The organism is Ideonella alba (assembly GCF_018069845.1).
GTDB classification, from domain to species: domain Bacteria; phylum Pseudomonadota; class Gammaproteobacteria; order Burkholderiales; family Burkholderiaceae_C; genus Ideonella; species Ideonella alba.
Map to the genome: position 1 here is coordinate 107,575 of NZ_JAGQDD010000012.1, position 15,264 is coordinate 122,838.

The 15,264-nt window shown below is 68.4% G+C and carries 16 protein-coding genes; 8 read left to right on the forward strand and 8 right to left on the reverse strand.

Going from position 1 to position 15,264, the window contains the following annotated elements:
- Position 1: 1 nt before the first annotated feature.
- Positions 2-1,183, reverse strand: a complete 1,182-nt coding sequence (locus KAK03_RS15925; RefSeq protein WP_210855128.1) for a GNAT family N-acetyltransferase — start codon at positions 1,181-1,183, stop codon at positions 2-4.
- Here KAK03_RS15925 and KAK03_RS15930 point away from each other — a divergent pair.
- Both KAK03_RS15930 and KAK03_RS15935 read left to right on the forward strand, forming a co-directional pair.
- Positions 1,182-2,885, forward strand: coding sequence for an NAD+ synthase (locus KAK03_RS15930; protein WP_210855130.1), 1,704 nt, complete (start codon positions 1,182-1,184; stop codon positions 2,883-2,885). The genes KAK03_RS15925 and KAK03_RS15930 overlap by 2 nt on opposite strands.
- A gap of 36 nt (positions 2,886-2,921) precedes the next feature.
- Positions 2,922-3,260, forward strand: a complete 339-nt coding sequence (locus KAK03_RS15935; protein ID WP_210855132.1) for a P-II family nitrogen regulator — start codon at positions 2,922-2,924, stop codon at positions 3,258-3,260.
- Between the two features lie 13 nt (positions 3,261-3,273).
- Here KAK03_RS15935 and KAK03_RS15940 read toward each other — a convergent pair whose 3' ends face one another.
- Genes KAK03_RS15940 through KAK03_RS15965 form a run of 6 tightly spaced genes read right to left on the reverse strand, consistent with a single transcriptional unit; the run spans position 3,274 to position 6,593 of the window.
- The gene (locus KAK03_RS15940; protein ID WP_210855133.1) at positions 3,274-3,861 is read right to left on the reverse strand and encodes an LOG family protein; all 588 of its coding nucleotides are present in this window, start codon (positions 3,859-3,861) and stop codon (positions 3,274-3,276) included.
- Entirely contained in the window at positions 3,858-4,235 is a 378-nt protein-coding gene (locus tag KAK03_RS15945) for a diacylglycerol kinase (RefSeq protein ID WP_210855135.1), read from the reverse strand. Before KAK03_RS15945 ends, KAK03_RS15940 begins: the two co-directional genes overlap by 4 nt.
- A 25-nt stretch (positions 4,236-4,260) precedes the next feature.
- Complete coding sequence (locus KAK03_RS15950; RefSeq protein ID WP_210855137.1) at positions 4,261-4,782, reverse strand: RDD family protein; 522 nt, start codon at positions 4,780-4,782, stop codon at positions 4,261-4,263.
- On the reverse strand, positions 4,779-5,567 hold the full coding sequence (locus tag KAK03_RS15955) for a DUF3106 domain-containing protein (protein ID WP_210855139.1): 789 nt from the start codon (positions 5,565-5,567) through the stop codon (positions 4,779-4,781). The genes KAK03_RS15950 and KAK03_RS15955 overlap by 4 nt, the downstream gene beginning before the upstream one ends.
- 1 nt (position 5,568) lies before the next feature.
- A complete protein-coding gene (locus KAK03_RS15960) occupies positions 5,569-6,030 on the reverse strand; it encodes a DUF3619 family protein (protein ID WP_210855141.1) in 462 nt (153 codons plus the stop codon).
- Positions 6,027-6,593, reverse strand: coding sequence for an RNA polymerase sigma factor (locus tag KAK03_RS15965; RefSeq protein WP_210855143.1), 567 nt, complete (start codon positions 6,591-6,593; stop codon positions 6,027-6,029). Before KAK03_RS15965 ends, KAK03_RS15960 begins: the two co-directional genes overlap by 4 nt.
- Positions 6,594-6,840: 247 nt before the next feature.
- On the opposite strand from KAK03_RS15965, the gene KAK03_RS15970 reads away from it, so the two are divergent.
- The 6 genes from KAK03_RS15970 (at position 6,841) to pbpG (ending at position 14,312) form a co-directional block, all read left to right on the forward strand.
- Entirely contained in the window at positions 6,841-8,628 is a 1,788-nt protein-coding gene (locus KAK03_RS15970) for an acetolactate synthase 3 catalytic subunit (RefSeq protein ID WP_210855145.1), read from the forward strand.
- 164 nt (positions 8,629-8,792) lie between these two features.
- A complete protein-coding gene (gene ilvN, locus KAK03_RS15975; protein WP_210802386.1) occupies positions 8,793-9,284 on the forward strand; it encodes an acetolactate synthase small subunit in 492 nt (163 codons plus the stop codon).
- Positions 9,285-9,427: 143 nt separating this feature from the next.
- Positions 9,428-10,444, forward strand: coding sequence for a ketol-acid reductoisomerase (gene ilvC, locus KAK03_RS15980; protein WP_210855147.1), 1,017 nt, complete (start codon positions 9,428-9,430; stop codon positions 10,442-10,444).
- Positions 10,445-10,538: 94 nt separating this feature from the next.
- Positions 10,539-11,363: a CDP-diacylglycerol--serine O-phosphatidyltransferase gene (gene pssA / locus KAK03_RS15985; RefSeq protein WP_210855149.1), complete on the forward strand. Its 825-nt coding sequence runs from the start codon at positions 10,539-10,541 to the stop codon at positions 11,361-11,363.
- Positions 11,364-11,570: 207 nt separating this feature from the next.
- Positions 11,571-13,112 (forward strand): 2-isopropylmalate synthase, encoded by a 1,542-nt coding sequence (locus KAK03_RS15990; protein ID WP_210855151.1) that lies wholly within the window; start codon positions 11,571-11,573, stop codon positions 13,110-13,112.
- A gap of 138 nt (positions 13,113-13,250) precedes the next feature.
- Positions 13,251-14,312, forward strand: coding sequence for a D-alanyl-D-alanine endopeptidase (gene pbpG, locus KAK03_RS15995; protein ID WP_210855153.1), 1,062 nt, complete (start codon positions 13,251-13,253; stop codon positions 14,310-14,312).
- A gap of 148 nt (positions 14,313-14,460) precedes the next feature.
- Here the strand turns inward: pbpG and KAK03_RS16000 are convergent, their stop codons facing one another.
- Positions 14,461-15,243 carry an IclR family transcriptional regulator gene (locus KAK03_RS16000; protein WP_210802391.1) on the reverse strand — a complete coding sequence of 261 codons (783 nt, stop codon included), beginning with the start codon at positions 15,241-15,243 and terminating at the stop codon, positions 14,461-14,463.
- Between the last annotated feature and the right edge of the window lie 21 nt (positions 15,244-15,264).

A 15,264-nucleotide genomic window follows, 5' to 3' on the forward strand; every position in this document is an offset into this window, starting at 1 on the left:
CTCAGGCGGGCGCGGCCTTGAAGGGGCTGTGCTCGCCGAGTTCATCGAGGTAGGCCTCGATGCCCCGGCCCTCTCGGCCGAGGTGATCGGCAATCGCCTCGGCAAAGCCCGTGTGGGCGATCCAGTGCGCCGAGCCGGTGGGCTCGGGCAGCAGGCCGCGGGCCATCTTGTGCTCGCCCTGGGCACCCCCCTCGAAGCGCTGGAAGCCCTGGTCGATGCACCACTCGAGCGGCCGGTAGTAGCAGGCGTCGAAGTGCAGGCAGGGCACCTGGGCCAGCGCGCCCCAGTGCCGGCCCCAGGCGATGCCGCGGGCGCGGTCGATGGCCAGCAGCGAGGCCGCGATCCGCGCCTCCCCCTGCGTGGCCACCACCATCAGCCAGTGCGCCGGCAGCGTGCGACCCACGCGCTGGAAGAAGGCCTCGTCCAGATAGGGCGCATGGCCGTGCGCCAGGTAGGTGGCGGTGTAGCAGCGGTGGAAGAAGGCCCAGTCCTCATCGCGGATCGCCGGGCCCTCCAGCACCTGCAGCGCCACGCCGGCCTGTGCCACACGCCGCTGTTCCTGCTGGATCTTCTTGCGCTTGTCGCGCTTCAGGTCGGCCAGGTAGGCGGGCCAGTCGGGCCAGCCCTCGCCGGGGCGGTTCTGCCAGTGGAACTGCACACCGTGGCGCGGCAGCCAGCGCGCGGCACCCGCGGCGGTCTGGTCCACCGCATCACCAAACAGCAGGTGCACGCCGGAGGCGTCTTCCTGCCGCGCCAGGGCCTGCAGCGCGGCCAGCAGCGCCTGTCGGGCGGCGCCGTCCTCGGCCAGCAGCCGGCTGCCGCGCACCGGCGTGAACGGCACCGCCACCACCAGCTTGGGGTAGTAGGGCAGGGCGTGGCGCTGATAGGCCTGGGCCCAGGCCCAGTCGAACACGTACTCGCCCCAGGAATGCGCCTTCAGCCAGGCCGGCGCCGCCGCCACCAGCCGCCCCTGACGGCGCAGCAGCACGAAGCGCGGTGCCCAGCCGGTGGCCGCGGCGGCACAGCCTCCGGCATGCAGCGCCAGCAGGAACTCATGGCGCATGAAGGGGGTGGGCTCGCTCTGCGCGGCCAGCAGCGTGTTCCAGGCATCGGCCGCAATGGCAGCAGGGTCGGCGCAGACCTCGATGGAATAATCGGCGCTGTCCACGTCATCCTTGTCCATGAGCACCTCCCAGGCCCCTGTCAGCGTTGCGCTGGCCCAGATCAATGCCACGGTCGGCGACCTGGCCGGCAACGCCCGCCTGCTGGCCGAAGCGGCCCGCAGCGCGCATGCCGCTGGGGCCCGGCTGGTGCTGGCGCCCGAACTGAGCCTGACCGGCTACCCGCCTGAGGACCTGCTGCTGCGCCCCGCCTTCATGGCCGCCTGCGAGCGCACGCTGCAGGCGCTGGCGATGGAGTTGTCCGATTGCGAGGGCCTTCATCTGGTGGTGGGTCATCCGAGTTCGTGGACCGAGGCCCATGGGCCCGCATCGCGCTCGTTCTCGCTGCCCCGGCGGTTCAATTCAGCCTCGGTCCTGGCCGGCGGCCAGGTGCTGGCGACCTACCACAAGCGCGAGTTGCCCAACTACCAGGTGTTTGACGAGCGACGCTACTTTGCCACCGGTCGAGAGGCCGGGCAGGGCGCGGTGGTGTTCGAGGTGCAGGGCCTGCGCTTTGGCCTGCTGATCTGCGAGGACGCCTGGTTCGATGAGCCGGCTGCCCTGGCGCGCGAGGCCGGCGCCCAGGTCCTGTGCGTGCTCAATGCCTCGCCCTTCCATGTCGAGAAGCACGACGAGCGCGAGGCCCGCATGGCCGAGCGCGCCCGCCAGGTGGGTCTGCCGCTGCTGTACGCCCATCTGGTGGGCGGCCAGGATGAGGTGGTCTTTGACGGCGCTTCCTTCGCGGTGGACGCCACCGGGGTGGTGCGCGCCCGCGCGCCGTCCTTCGAGCCGGCGGTGTGGCCGCTGCAGGTGAGCGCCGACGGCCAGGTCAGGGGTGCGCTCGCCCCCATCCCGGGGCCCGAGGAGCAGGTCTGGCGCGCGCTCGTCGTGGGCGTGCGCGACTACCTGGGCAAGAACGGCTTTCCCGGGGCGATCATCGGCCTGTCGGGCGGGGTGGATTCGGCCCTGGTGCTGGCGGTGGCGGTGGATGCGCTGGGGGCTGAGCGGGTGCGGGCGGTGATGATGCCCTCGCCCTACACCGCCGACATCTCCTGGATCGATGCGCGTGACATGGCCGAGCGCCTGGGCGTGCGCTACGACGAGATCGGCATCACGCCGATGTTCGACGCCTTCAAGGCCTCGCTGGCTGGCCAGTTCGCCGGCCTGCCAGAGGACACCACCGAGGAGAACATCCAGGCGCGCATCCGCGGCACGCTGCTGATGGCCTTGTCCAACAAGACCGGTGCCATCGTGCTGACCACTGGCAACAAGAGCGAGATGGCCACTGGCTACTGCACGCTCTACGGCGACATGGCCGGCGGCTTCGCGGTGATCAAGGACGTTGCCAAGACCCTGGTCTACCGCCTGTGCGAATGGAAGAATCAGCAGCCGACGCACCGCGCCGACGGCAGCATCGGCCCGGTGATCCCCGAGCGCATCATCACCCGGGCGCCCTCGGCGGAACTGCGTCCCGACCAGACCGACCAGGACAGCCTGCCGCCCTACGAGGTGCTGGACGCCATCCTGGCGCGCTACATGGAGGACGACGAGCCGATCGAGGCGATCATTGCCGCAGGCTTCAATGCGGCCGACGTGGACAAGGTCACCCGGCTCATCAAGATCAACGAGTACAAGCGCCGTCAGGCGCCGATCGGCATCCGCATCACCCACCGCGCCTTCGGACGCGATTGGCGCTACCCGATCACCTCGAAGTTCCGTGCTTAAATCGCACCTGAGAACCCCCTTTGCCCGGAGTGCCCCATGAAGCAGATCACCGCCATCATCAAACCGTTCAAGCTCGAGGAAGTGCGTGAAGGGCTGGCCGAGGTGGGCGTGTCCGGTCTGACCGTCACCGAAGTCAAGGGCTTCGGCCGCCAGAAGGGCCATACCGAGCTCTACCGGGGCGCCGAGTACGTGGTCGACTTCCTGCCCAAGGTGAAGATCGAGGTGGTGGTCAAGGACGCCGATGTCGAGCGCTCGATCGAGGCCATCGTCAAGGCCGCCAAGACCGGCAAGATCGGCGACGGCAAGATCTTCGTCACGCCGGTGGAGCAGGTGGTGCGCATCCGCACCGGCGAAACCGACGAATCGGCGGTCTGAAGCCGGCCGCGGGTCAGGCGCCGCGGTAGTCGGCGGCCTGGCGCCGCGGTGACGCCGCCAGGCTGTCCAGCAGCCTGGCCGGCGTGCTGTCCAGGGCCAGCATGGCCATCTGGCTGTCGTCCATGAAACCCGCCGCGACGCTGCTGCGCAGGAAGCCCACCATCGGGGCCCAGAAGCCCTGCACCTCGAGCAGGCCCAGCGGCTTGTCGTGGTAGCCCAAGTGGCGCCAGCTCCACATCTCGAACAGCTCTTCAAACGTGCCGATGCCGCCGGGCAGGGCTACGAAGGCGTCGGCCTCTTCGGCCATGCGCATCTTGCGCTGGTGCATGTTCTGCACCACCACCAGTTCGGTCAGTCCGTGGTGCCCCACCTCGCGCTGCAGCAGGCGCTCGGGGATGACGCCCAGCACGGTGCCACCGGCGGCCAGCGTGGCGTCGGCCACCTCGCCCATCAGGCCGACATTGCCGCCGCCGTAGACCAGGCGCCAGCCGCGCTCGCCGATCGCCTGGCCCATCGCCCGGGCGGCCGTGGTGTATTCCGGCCGGACGCCGTGGCGCGAACCGCAATAGACGCAGACGCTGAACGGCCGCACGCCGCTCATGCCCACCTCTGCCACAGCGCGGCCGCCCAGATGCCGGCCGTCAGCAGCAGCGCCAGCATCACCGCGGCGCTGCCGAAGTCCTTGGCGCGGCCCGACAGTTCATGGTGCTCGAAGCCGATGCGGTCGATCGCCGCCTCGACGGCCGAGTTCAGCAACTCGACCACCATCACCAGCACCACCGAGCCGGCCAGCAGCGCCACCTCGACCCAGCTGCGGCCGACGTAGAAGGCCAGGGGCAGCAACACCACGGCCAGCCAGGTCTCCTGGCGGAAGGCGCTTTCGCCCTGGTAGGCCTGGCGCAGGCCAGCGGCCGAGTAGCCGGCAGCGTGCAGGATGCGGTCGAGGCCGGTGCGGCCCTTGTGCGGATTGCTCATCAGGCCCGGGATTGTGCCAGCGGGATCAGGTGCGGGCGGGGGGCGCCGGGCGCCAGTCGATCAGCCGGGTGCCACAGAGCACGTCGTGCCAGTACTGGCGCTCCGGGTGCAGGCGCGTCAGGCCCGCGTAGACCAGCGCCCACAGGGCCATCCAGCCGAAGATGGTGCCCGAGTCGGCCCAGTGCAGCGCCGCCGCCGAGGCCAGGGCCGGCAGGAACCAGACGTAGCTGGCCAGGTAGCGGGCCACTGCGCGACCCTGGCCCACCGGCTGGCCGTGGACGTCGACCAGGCGGATGTGCCAGGCGCGCATGGCCACCGTCTGGCCGCTGCGCGACCAGAACCAGCCGAAATAGATGCCCAGCACCAGGAACAGGAAGGCCTGCAGGGCCTCGCGGCCGCGCAGTGCATGGGTCTGGTGCGTCAGGGCGGAGAACAGGTAGCCCGCAATCATCACCACGCCGAACAGCAGCACGCCTTCGTAGACGAGGCAGGCAAGACGGCGTCGCAGCGACGGAGCCCGCTGCGTGGGCGAGGTATTCAGACTCACGGGGCAGACGCCGGGGCTTGTTCAGCGGGGGGCGGCGGGGTGGCGTCAGCCAGCTTGGGGGCCTTGGGGGCCGCTGGCGGCTTGGGCGGCAGCGGCTTGGGCAGCAGCGTGGTGCGGTCGACCATCTGCGGATTGACCTCGATCTTGGGCCGCGGCGCACTGGCCGCCGGCTTGACCGGTGGTGCCTGCGTGATCAGGCGCGTGGTCGCCCCCGGGCCGGCCTGCACCAGCGAGGGGCCGACCGCCCGCGGCGCCGGCGCCGGCGTTGGCGTGACGCTGTTGGCCTTGGCCGCCAGCGCGTCCACTGGCGCGCGCCGCAGCTGGCCCGCGGCGGTGGTTTGCGGTGCCGAGGCCGGCGCGGCCTGGCGCTGTGCCAGCGCCTGCTTGCGCTCGGGCGGCAGGGCCTGATAGGCCTCCCATTGGGCCTGGCGGTCCGGCGCCGGAATGGTCCGGGCCTGCTGGAAATTGATGCGCGCCTGGCCGCGCTGGGACGGCGTCATCCGGGCCCATTCGCTCATGCGCTGCTGCATGCGCTGCTGCTGGTCGGCGGACATCGACGGGTAGCGGGTGGCCAGTTCCAGCCATTTCTGACGCTGGGTGGCGTCCAGGCTGTTCCAGTCGCTCTTCAGCGGGGCCAGCACCTTTTGCTGGGACGCCTGCAGCGAGGCCCAGTCAGGGCTGGGCGAGAGCACCTGGGCCTGGGCCACCGGGGCCCCGACCAGGATGATGGCCAGCAGCAGGGGGCTCAGCCAGGCGACGGGAGTCAGCGAGCGGCTCCGGGGCATGTCACTCCTGGGGCGCACGCAGGAACTCGGCGAAGCCCGGGTCCGAATAGGCCTCGGGCGGCAGGTCGTCGGTCAGCAGCGCGGCGTCGACGTCGGCGGCGGCGCCGATCTGCACGCCGTCCTGCCAGGCATCGATGGCCACCAGGGCGCCCAGCAGCATCAGCAGCGGCAGCACCGACGCGATCCGCCCCCACCAGTCCGCCGGGTGACGACCCAGCATGGCTGCACCGGAGGCCGACAGGCCCACCACAGGCGCGGCAGCAGCGGTCACGGGCGCCGTGGCCAAGCGGCTGGCGCGGGCCCGCGCGAGCGCCTGCTCGCGCGAGATGCGCAGGCGTTCGGAAATGTCGTGGTCGGCACTGCTGCGCGTCTCGTTGAGCAGCGAAGCGATGCGCAGGCCGAACCGTGCCTCCAGGGCGGCCGAGGTCGGGTCTGCCGTCGTGCGGTCGATGAAGGTGGTCATGGTGCGATTCCCTTGGCTCTGAGCGATTTGGCCAACGCATGAACGGCTCGAGAGCAGTGCGTCTTGACACTGCCCTCCGAGCAGCCCATCACGGCAGCCGTCTCGGATACATCCAGTTCCTCCCAGTAACGTAGCAGAAAGGCTTCTCGTTGACGCGCCGGGAGTTGCTGCACTTCGCCATCAATGATATGCAAGATCTGTTCCCGTCCGAAGGTGTCGGCGGCGCTCTCGGCGCCCAGGGCGCCGTCCAGGCTTTCCAGGGCCTCCAGCAGATCGAAGTCCTCGTCCTCGGCATTGCCCTGGAACTCGGACATGTTCTGCATCACCGAGCGGCGCACCTTTTGCCGCCGGAACCAGTCCATCGTGGCGTTGGACAGGATGCGCTGGAACAGCATCGGGAATTCGGCCGGCGGTCGGTCGGCGTACTTCTCGGCCAGTCGGAACATCGCGTCCTGCACGATGTCGAGCGCGGCTTCCTCATCGCGCACCGTGAACAGGGTGCGCTTGAAGGCCCGCTTCTCGGTGCTCTTGAGGAAATCGGACAGTTCTTTGTCGGTGGCCAAGTGCCGGCGGGCACGCGTGGTGCCAATGCTGCGTTGTTACCGCATTATGCAATGTCCCCGCGTGTCTGGCCCGAGGGCCGCAAGCAATGCGATAATGCCGGGTTCGCGCATAGCGAAGAGATCTCCAGGGCGCCCCGACAGCGGGTGCCGCTCCCTTGTTGATCGCGCAGGTTCCAAGTCCGCCTCATGAGGGCGCGAGGAGGGGCACCGAAGGTTTTTCGTCAGAGAAATTCACAGAGGTTCGAAAATGAACATGTCTGCCGCGGAAGTCAAACGCGCCCCGATGGCGCAACCGCAAACCACTCCCCCCGCCACTCCTGCCGCCGAGCCCAACGGCTCGGAGATCCTCGTGCGCTGCCTGCAGGCCGAGGGTGTCAAGTACATCTGGGGCTACCCCGGTGGCTCGGTGCTCTACATCTACGACGCGCTGTACGGCCAGGACTCGATCCAGCACGTGCTGGTGCGCCATGAACAGGCCGCCGTGCACGCGGCCGACGGCTACGCCCGCGCCACCGGCGACGTCGGCGTGGCCCTGGTCACCTCGGGCCCGGGGGTCACGAATGCCGTCACCGGCATCGCCACCGCCTACATGGACTCGATCCCGATGGTCATCATCACGGGCCAGGTCCCCACGGCGGCGATCGGCCTGGATGCCTTCCAGGAATGCGACACCGTGGGCATCACCCGCCCGGTGGTCAAGCACAACTTCCTGGTCAAGGACGTGCGCGACCTGGCGGTGACCATCAAGAAGGCCTTCCACATCGCCCGCACCGGTCGCCCCGGCCCGGTGGTGATCGACATCCCCAAGGATGTGTCGCTGAAGACCGCGCCCTTCCACTACCCGGAGACGATCGAGATGCGGTCGTACAACCCGGTGAAGAAGGGCCACGGCGGCCAGATCCGCAAGGCGGTGCAGCTGCTGCTGCAGGCCAAGCGCCCCTACATCTACACCGGTGGCGGTGTGGTGCTGGGCAATGCCGCGCCCGAGCTGCGCGAGCTGTGCGACCTGCTGGGCTTCCCGGTCACCAACACGCTGATGGGCCTGGGGGCCACCGCGGCCTCCGACCCGAAGTTCCTGGGCATGCTGGGCATGCACGGCACCTACGAGGCCAACATGACCATGCAGCACTGCGATGTGCTGCTGGCCGTCGGTGCGCGCTTCGACGACCGCGTGATCGGCAACCCCAAGCACTTCTCGCAGGTCGAGCGCAAGATCATCCACGTCGACATCGACCCCTCGTCGATCTCCAAGCGCGTGAAGGTCGACATTCCCATCGTCGGCGACGTCAAGGATGTGCTGCAGGAGCTGATCGCCCAGGTGCGTGAAGCGCAGGCGCGGCCCGACAAGGCGGTGATCTCGGCCTGGTGGGGCCAGATCAACGAGTGGCGCAAGCGCGAGTGCCTGAAGTACAAGCCCGGCACCGACGTCATCAAGCCCCAGCACGTGGTGCAGACCCTGGCCGAGCTCACCCGCGGCCAGGACTGCTACATCACCTCCGACGTTGGCCAGCACCAGATGTGGGCCGCGCAGTTCTACGGTTTCGAGGAGCCGCGCCGCTGGATCAACTCCGGCGGCCTGGGCACGATGGGCGTGGGCCTGCCCTATGCGATGGGCATCAAGCTGGCCAAGCCGGATTCGGACGTCTTCTGCATCACCGGCGAAGGCTCGATCCAAATGTGCATCCAGGAGCTGTCCACCTGCCAGCAGTACAAGACGCCGGTCAAGGTGATCTCGCTGAACAACCGCTACCTGGGCATGGTGCGGCAGTGGCAGGAGCTGATCTACGACAAGCGCTACGCCCACAGCTACATGGACGCGCTGCCCGATTTCGTCAAGCTGGCCGAGGCCTATGGCCATGTCGGCATCAAGATCGAGAAGCCCTCCGAGGTCGAGCCCGCGCTCAAGGAGATGATCCGCCTGAAGGACCGCACCGTCTTCCTGGATGTGCGCACCGATCCCACCGAGAACGTCTGGCCGATGGTGCAGGCCGGCGCCGGCATCACCGAGATGCTGCTGGGGTCCGAGGACCTGTGATCGCCTGAGGCCAGCCGGCCGCGGCGGGTGACCGCCCGCTGCGGCGCTGCTGGCCGATGCGATCCGGCGACCGGACCGACCATGACACCGTAACGATCGACAGGCGTGGCCAAGGGCCGGCGGTTACCGCCGACGGTCTGAAGAGCGCGCCAGGAGTTGAAACCATGAAACACATCATCGCCGTGCTGCTCGAGAACGAGCCCGGCGCCCTCTCGCGCGTGGTGGCCCTGTTCTCCGCCCGCGGCTACAACATCGAGAGCCTGACCGTGGCGCCCACCGAGGACGCTTCGCTCTCGCGCATGACCATCGTCACCACCGGCTCGGACGAGGTGATCGAGCAGATCACCAAGCACCTCAACCGTCTGGTTGACGTGGTCAAGGTGGTCGACCTCACCGAGGGCCAGTACACCGAGCGCGAGCTCATGCTGATCAAGGTCCGCGCGGTGGGCAAGGAACGCGAGGAGATGAAGCGCATGGCCGACATCTTCCGTGGCCGCATCATCGACGTGACCGAGAAGAGCTACACGATCGAGCTCACCGGCGACGCGGGCAAGCTCGATGCCTTCATCGAGGCCATCGACCGCACCGCCATTCTTGAAACCGTGCGCACCGGCTCCAGCGGGATCGGTCGCGGCGAGCGCATCCTGCGCGTGTAGTGTCCACCCCCGCGGCGCGGGGCCACGCGGTGGCCCGTGCGCCGGCCCCCCGAGGGGGCGGGAATCTGTCTTGGGGCGGCCCGGCGACAGATTCCCCAACAGCCCCCCGCCCCGAACATCTGAAACTTCCCGGAGAAAGCACCATGAAGGTCTACTACGACAAGGACACCGACATCTCCCTGATCAAGGGCAAGAACGTCACCATCATCGGCTACGGCTCGCAAGGTCATGCCCACGCCCAGAACCTGAACGAGTCGGGCGTCAAGGTCACGGTTGGCCTGCGCAAGGGCGGTGCGTCCTGGGCCAAGGCCGAAGGCGCCGGCCTGAAGGTCGCCGAGATCGCCGACGCCGTGAAGACCGCCGACGTGGTCATGATCCTGCTGCCCGACGAGCAGATCGCCGATGTCTACCGCAAGGACGTCGAGCCGAACATCAAGGCCGGCGCCTCGCTGGTCTTCGCCCACGGCTTCAATGTGCACTACGGCCAGGTCCAGCCGCGCGCCGACCTGGACGTGTGGATGGTCGCCCCCAAGGCCCCGGGCCACACCGTGCGCAACACCTACCGCCAGGGTGGCGGCGTGCCGCACCTGATCGCCGTCTACCAGGACACCACCGGCAAGGCGCGTGACCTGGCGCTGAGCTACGCCGCGGCCAACGGCGGCGGCAAGGCCGGCATCATCGAGACCAGCTTCCGCGAGGAGACCGAAACCGACCTGTTCGGCGAGCAGGCCGTGCTGTGCGGCGGTACCGTCGAGCTGATCAAGGCCGGTTTCGAGACGCTGGTGGAAGCCGGCTATGCGCCTGAGATGGCCTACTTCGAGTGCCTGCACGAGCTCAAGCTGATCGTCGACCTGATCTACGAAGGCGGCATCGGCAACATGAACTACTCGATCTCGAACAACGCCGAGTACGGCGAGTACGTGACCGGCCCGCGCGTGGTGACCGAAGACACCAAGAACGCGATGCGCCAGTGCCTGAAGGACATCCAGACCGGCGAATACGCCAAGTCCTTCATCCTGGAGAACAAGGCTGGCGCGCCGACGCTGATCTCGCGCCGCCGCCTGACCGAGGAGCACCAGATCGAGGTCGTCGGCGCCAAGCTGCGCGACATGATGCCCTGGATCAAGGCCAACAAGCTCGTGGACAAGAGCCGGAACTGATGCCTGCTGCGGCGTCCGCGCCGCAAGCACTTTCCCCGACAAGGCCGCCCCGTGGGCGGCCTTGTGCTTGAGGCCCTGAGTTATCCTCACGACCATGACTGAACCCGTGAACGACGACCTCGACGACGAGCCCGCGGAGCCCGTGCGCCCGCGCCGCCGGGGCATCTACATACTGCCAAACCTGTTCACGCTGGGTGCGCTGTTCGGCGGCTTCTACGCCATCGTGATGGCGATGAACGGCCGCTTCGAGAATGCCTGCATCGGCATCTTCTGCGCCGCCGTGCTCGACAGCCTGGACGGCCGCGTCGCGCGCATGACCAACACCCAGAGTGCCTTCGGCGAGCAGATGGACAGCCTGTCGGACATGGTCAGCTTCGGCGCCGCGCCGGCGCTGATCGTCTACGAGTGGGCGCTCAAGGGCCTGGGCAAGGCCGGCTGGATCGCCGCCTTCGTCTATTGCGCCTGCGCGGCGCTGCGCCTGGCGCGCTTCAACACCAACATCGGCGTGGTCGACAAGCGCTACTTCCAGGGCCTGCCCAGCCCGGCGGCGGCGGCCATCGTGATCGGCTTCATCTGGGTGCTGGACGACGCCGGCTACAAGGGCGTGTCGGTGCTGCCGGTGCTGCCCTGGGTGGCCTTCTCGGTGGCGCTGTACGCGGGCCTGACGATGGTCACCAACGTGCCGTTCTACAGCTTCAAGGATGTGAGCTTCAAGCGCAGCGTGCCCTTCATCGTGATCGTCGCGATCGCGCTGGGCATCGCGGTGATCAACATCCACCCGCCTGCGGTGTTGTTCGGCCTGTTCTGCGTCTACGGCCTGTCGGGCTACGTGATCTACGCGATGCGCAAGGCCAAGGGCAAGCCCGTCAGCGTGATCGCCACCTCCACCGACGAGCCCGACGAGCGCGGCTTGCACTGAGCCCGCGCCTGCGTGCTATATTCCGGCCCATGTCTTCGATCGCCACCTCCTCGCTGCTGCTAGCGCTGCTAGGCACCCGCCGGGCGCGCTGATCGAATTCGTCCGTACCTCACCCGTACCTCCTCCCCGATCAACGGCCCGCCATGCGCACGCAGCGGGCCGTTTTTCTTTGTCCAACGTTTCCCCACCGCAACCGAAGAGCCTCCCATGTCCGACAAGCTGATCATCTTCGACACCACCTTGCGTGACGGCGAGCAATCGCCCGGCGCCTCGATGACCAAGGACGAGAAGCTGCGCATCGCGCGGCAGCTCGAGCGGCTGCGCGTCGATGTGATCGAAGCCGGCTTCGCCGCCTCGTCCAACGGCGACTTCGACGCTGTCAAGACGATCGCCGACCACATCAAGGACTCCACCGTCTGCTCGCTGTCGCGTGCCAACGACCGCGACATCAGCCGCGCCGCCGAGGCGCTGGCCGGCGCCAACCGGGGCCGCATCCACACCTTCATCGCCACCAGCCCGCTGCACATGGAGAAGAAGCTGCGGATGACGCCCGAGCAGGTGTTCGAGCAGGCCAGGCAGGCGGTGCGCTTCGCGCGCAACCTGTGCGGTGACATCGAGTTCAGCGCCGAGGACGGCTACCGCTCCGACATGGACTTCCTGGCGCGCGTGGTCGAGGCCGTGATCGCCGAAGGTGCCACCACGATCAACATCCCCGACACCGTGGGCTACGCCATTCCCGAGCTCTACGGCCAGTTCATCCGCACGCTGCGCGAGAAGGTGCCCAACTCCGACAAGGCGATCTGGTCGGTGCACTGCCACAACGACCTGGGCATGGCGGTGGCCAACTCGCTGGCCGGCGTGAAGATCGGTGGCGCGCGCCAGGTGGAGTGCACGATCAACGGCCTGGGCGAACGTGCGGGCAACTGCTCGCTGGAAGAGGTGGTGATGGCGGTGCGCACGCGCCGCGACCACTTCGGCCTGGAGGTGGGCATCGACACCAGCCAGATCGTGCCGGCCAGCCGCATGGTCAGCCAGACCACCGGCTTCGTGGTGCAGCCCAACAAGGCGGTGGTGGGCGCCAATGCCTTCGCGCATGCCAGCGGCATCCACCAGGACGGCGTGCTCAAGGCGCGCGACACCTACGAGATCATGCGCGCCGAGGACGTGGGCTGGTCGGCCAACAAGATCGTGCTGGGCAAGCTCTCGGGCCGCAACGCCTTCAAGCAGCGCCTGCAGGAACTGGGCATCGAGATGGAGTCCGAGGCCGAGATCAACGCTGCGTTCGCCCGCTTCAAGGACCTGGCCGACCGCAAGAGCGAGATCTTCGACGAGGACATCATCGCCCTGGTGGGTGACGAGAGCGTGACCTCGGAGCAGGAGCACTACCGCCTGGTGGCGCTGAGCCAGCGCTCGGAGACCGGTGAGCGGCCGCACGCCAAGGTCAGCTTCTTCGTCGGCGCCAAGGAGGTGACCAGCGAGGCCGACGGCAACGGCCCGGTCGACGCCAGCCTGAAGGCGATCGAAGCCCATGTGCAAAGTGGCGCCGAGATGCTGCTCTATTCGGTCAATGCGATCACCTCGGGCAGCACAGAATCGCAGGGCGAGGTGACGTTCCGGCTGCAGCATGGGGGCCGGGTGGTCAACGGCGTCGGTTCGGATCCGGACATCGTGGTGGCGTCTGCCAAGGCCTATCTGGCCGCCCTGAACAAGCTGCAGGGCAACGTGGAGCGCACCTCGGCCCAGTGGTGAACCGGCGGCGGCGCCCCAAGGCGCCGGCCGCTACTTTAGGAAAGACACGCAAGTTTTTGATCTTGCGTGTCTTTTTGGTTTCCAATAGACTCTGTTCTCGCAGGCCCCGATCTCCAGCCCCGACACCGGTTGCGATACATGTTGAATTCGAAGTTGCGCGTGTTTTCTCTCGCCTGGCTGGCCGCGCTGGCCCTGGCGGTGTCAGGGGTGTCAGCGTCCGCCGCGGTTCGCAAACCGGCAGCGGCGCCCGCCAAGGTCAGCAAGACGGCCAAGCCGGTGCGGGCCGCTGCGGCGCCTGCCACGGCCACGCGCGCCAAGGCCCGTCCGGTCGCGGCGCGCCGCCCGGTGGCGGTTCGCGCCGAGGTGCCGGCCAAGCCGTCCTTCGGCCAGCTCTACGGCCTGCATGAATCCGACGATCCGCTGGACCTGCGCTCCAGCGTGGCCTTCGTGATGGACCAGGACACCAACGAGGTACTGCTCAGCAAGAACCCCGACGCGGTCCTGCCAATCGCCTCGATCACCAAGCTGATGACCGCGATGGTCGTCACCGAGGCCCGGCTGTCGATGGACGAGACGCTGACCATCTCGGACGACGACGTCGACACCGAGAAGGGCACCCGCTCCCGGCTGGTGGTAGGCACACAGCTCACCCGTGGCGAGATGCTGCACCTGGCGCTGATGTCCTCCGAGAACCGCGCGGCCCATGCGCTGGGCCGCAGCTACCCCGGCGGCCTGCAGGCCTTCGTTGCGGCGATGAACGCCAAGGCCCGTGCGCTGGGCATGCATGACACCCGCTACGTCGAGCCCACCGGCCTGTCCAGCTCCAACCAGTCCAGCGCGCGCGATCTGGCCACGCTGGTCAAGGCGGCCTACCAGGTGTCGCTGATCCGCGAGTTGTCCACCTCGCCGGAGTACCAGGTGTCGCTGGGCCGCCGCCAGCTGCAGTTCCACACCACCAATCGCCTGGTCAAGAGCCCCGAGTGGGACATCGGGCTGCAGAAGACCGGCTACATCAGCGAGGCCGGCCAGTGCCTGGTCATGCAGGCCCGTCTGGCGGGCCGCAAGCTGATCATGGTGCTGCTGGATTCCGCCGGCAAGTACTCGCGCATCGGCGACGCCGAGCGCATCCGCCGCTGGCTGACCGGCGCGCCCGACCAGGTGTCGGCGCATCCGGTGGCCGCTGGTCGCAGCGCCGGCTGAGCGCACCCAGGCCGCTGACCGGCTCGTTCCGCTCGTTCCTGCAGAGGCTGTTGCAAGCCCTGTCAGGCGCGCCAGGCCGCGACGCGGCGCTCAGATCGCCACACGCGCCTGCGAGGTCCTGTCCAGGCGGCTTCTGCGCAGCCCCGCCTCAGGGCGAGGGCGTCGGGCCCCGGAAACCCAGCGAGGCCGAGATCTGCGCCGCGGTCGCCTTGACCCGATCGACCCAGGCTTCCTCGATCCGGTCGGCAGGCGAGGAGATCGACAGTCCGGCCACCAGCTTGCCCTGGTCGTCGAAGATGCCGGCGGCCATGCAGCGCACGCCCAGTTCCAGCTCCTCGTCATCGCGCGCCAGCGTCTCGCGACGCACCCGGACCAGCTCGCGCTCCAGCGAGGGCAGGTCGGTCAGGCTGTTGCGGGTGTGGCCGGCCAGGCCGGTGCGGGTGGCGTAGGCGCGCACCCGTTGCGGATCGTCCCAGGCCAGGAAGAGCTTGCCCACCGAGGTCAGGTGCAGCGGCGCCCGGCCGCCGACCGCGCGCACCACCTGCATGCCTGAGCGTTCGCTGTAGGTGCGCTCGATGTAGACAATCTCGTCGCCCTGGCGCACCGACAGGTTCACCGGCTGGTGCGTCAGCTTGTGCAACTCGCGCATCGGCCCCAGTGCGGCGTCGCGCACGTCCAAGCGCGCCTTGACCAGGTTGCCCAGTTCCAGCAGCCGCATGCCCAGCCGGTAGCTGCCGGCCTCGGGGCGGTCGACGAATCGACCCACGGCCAGGTCGTTCAGGATGCGGTGGGCGGTCGACGGGTGCAGGCCGGTGCGCTCGCTGAGTTCCTTCAGGGGCACCGGGTCCTGGTGGGCGGCCAGTTCGTCGAGCAGCGAGAACGCGCGGGCCAGCACCTGGATGCTGGGGGACTGGTTGTCTTTGCGGGTCATGGTGCGGCGATCACGGGGTTG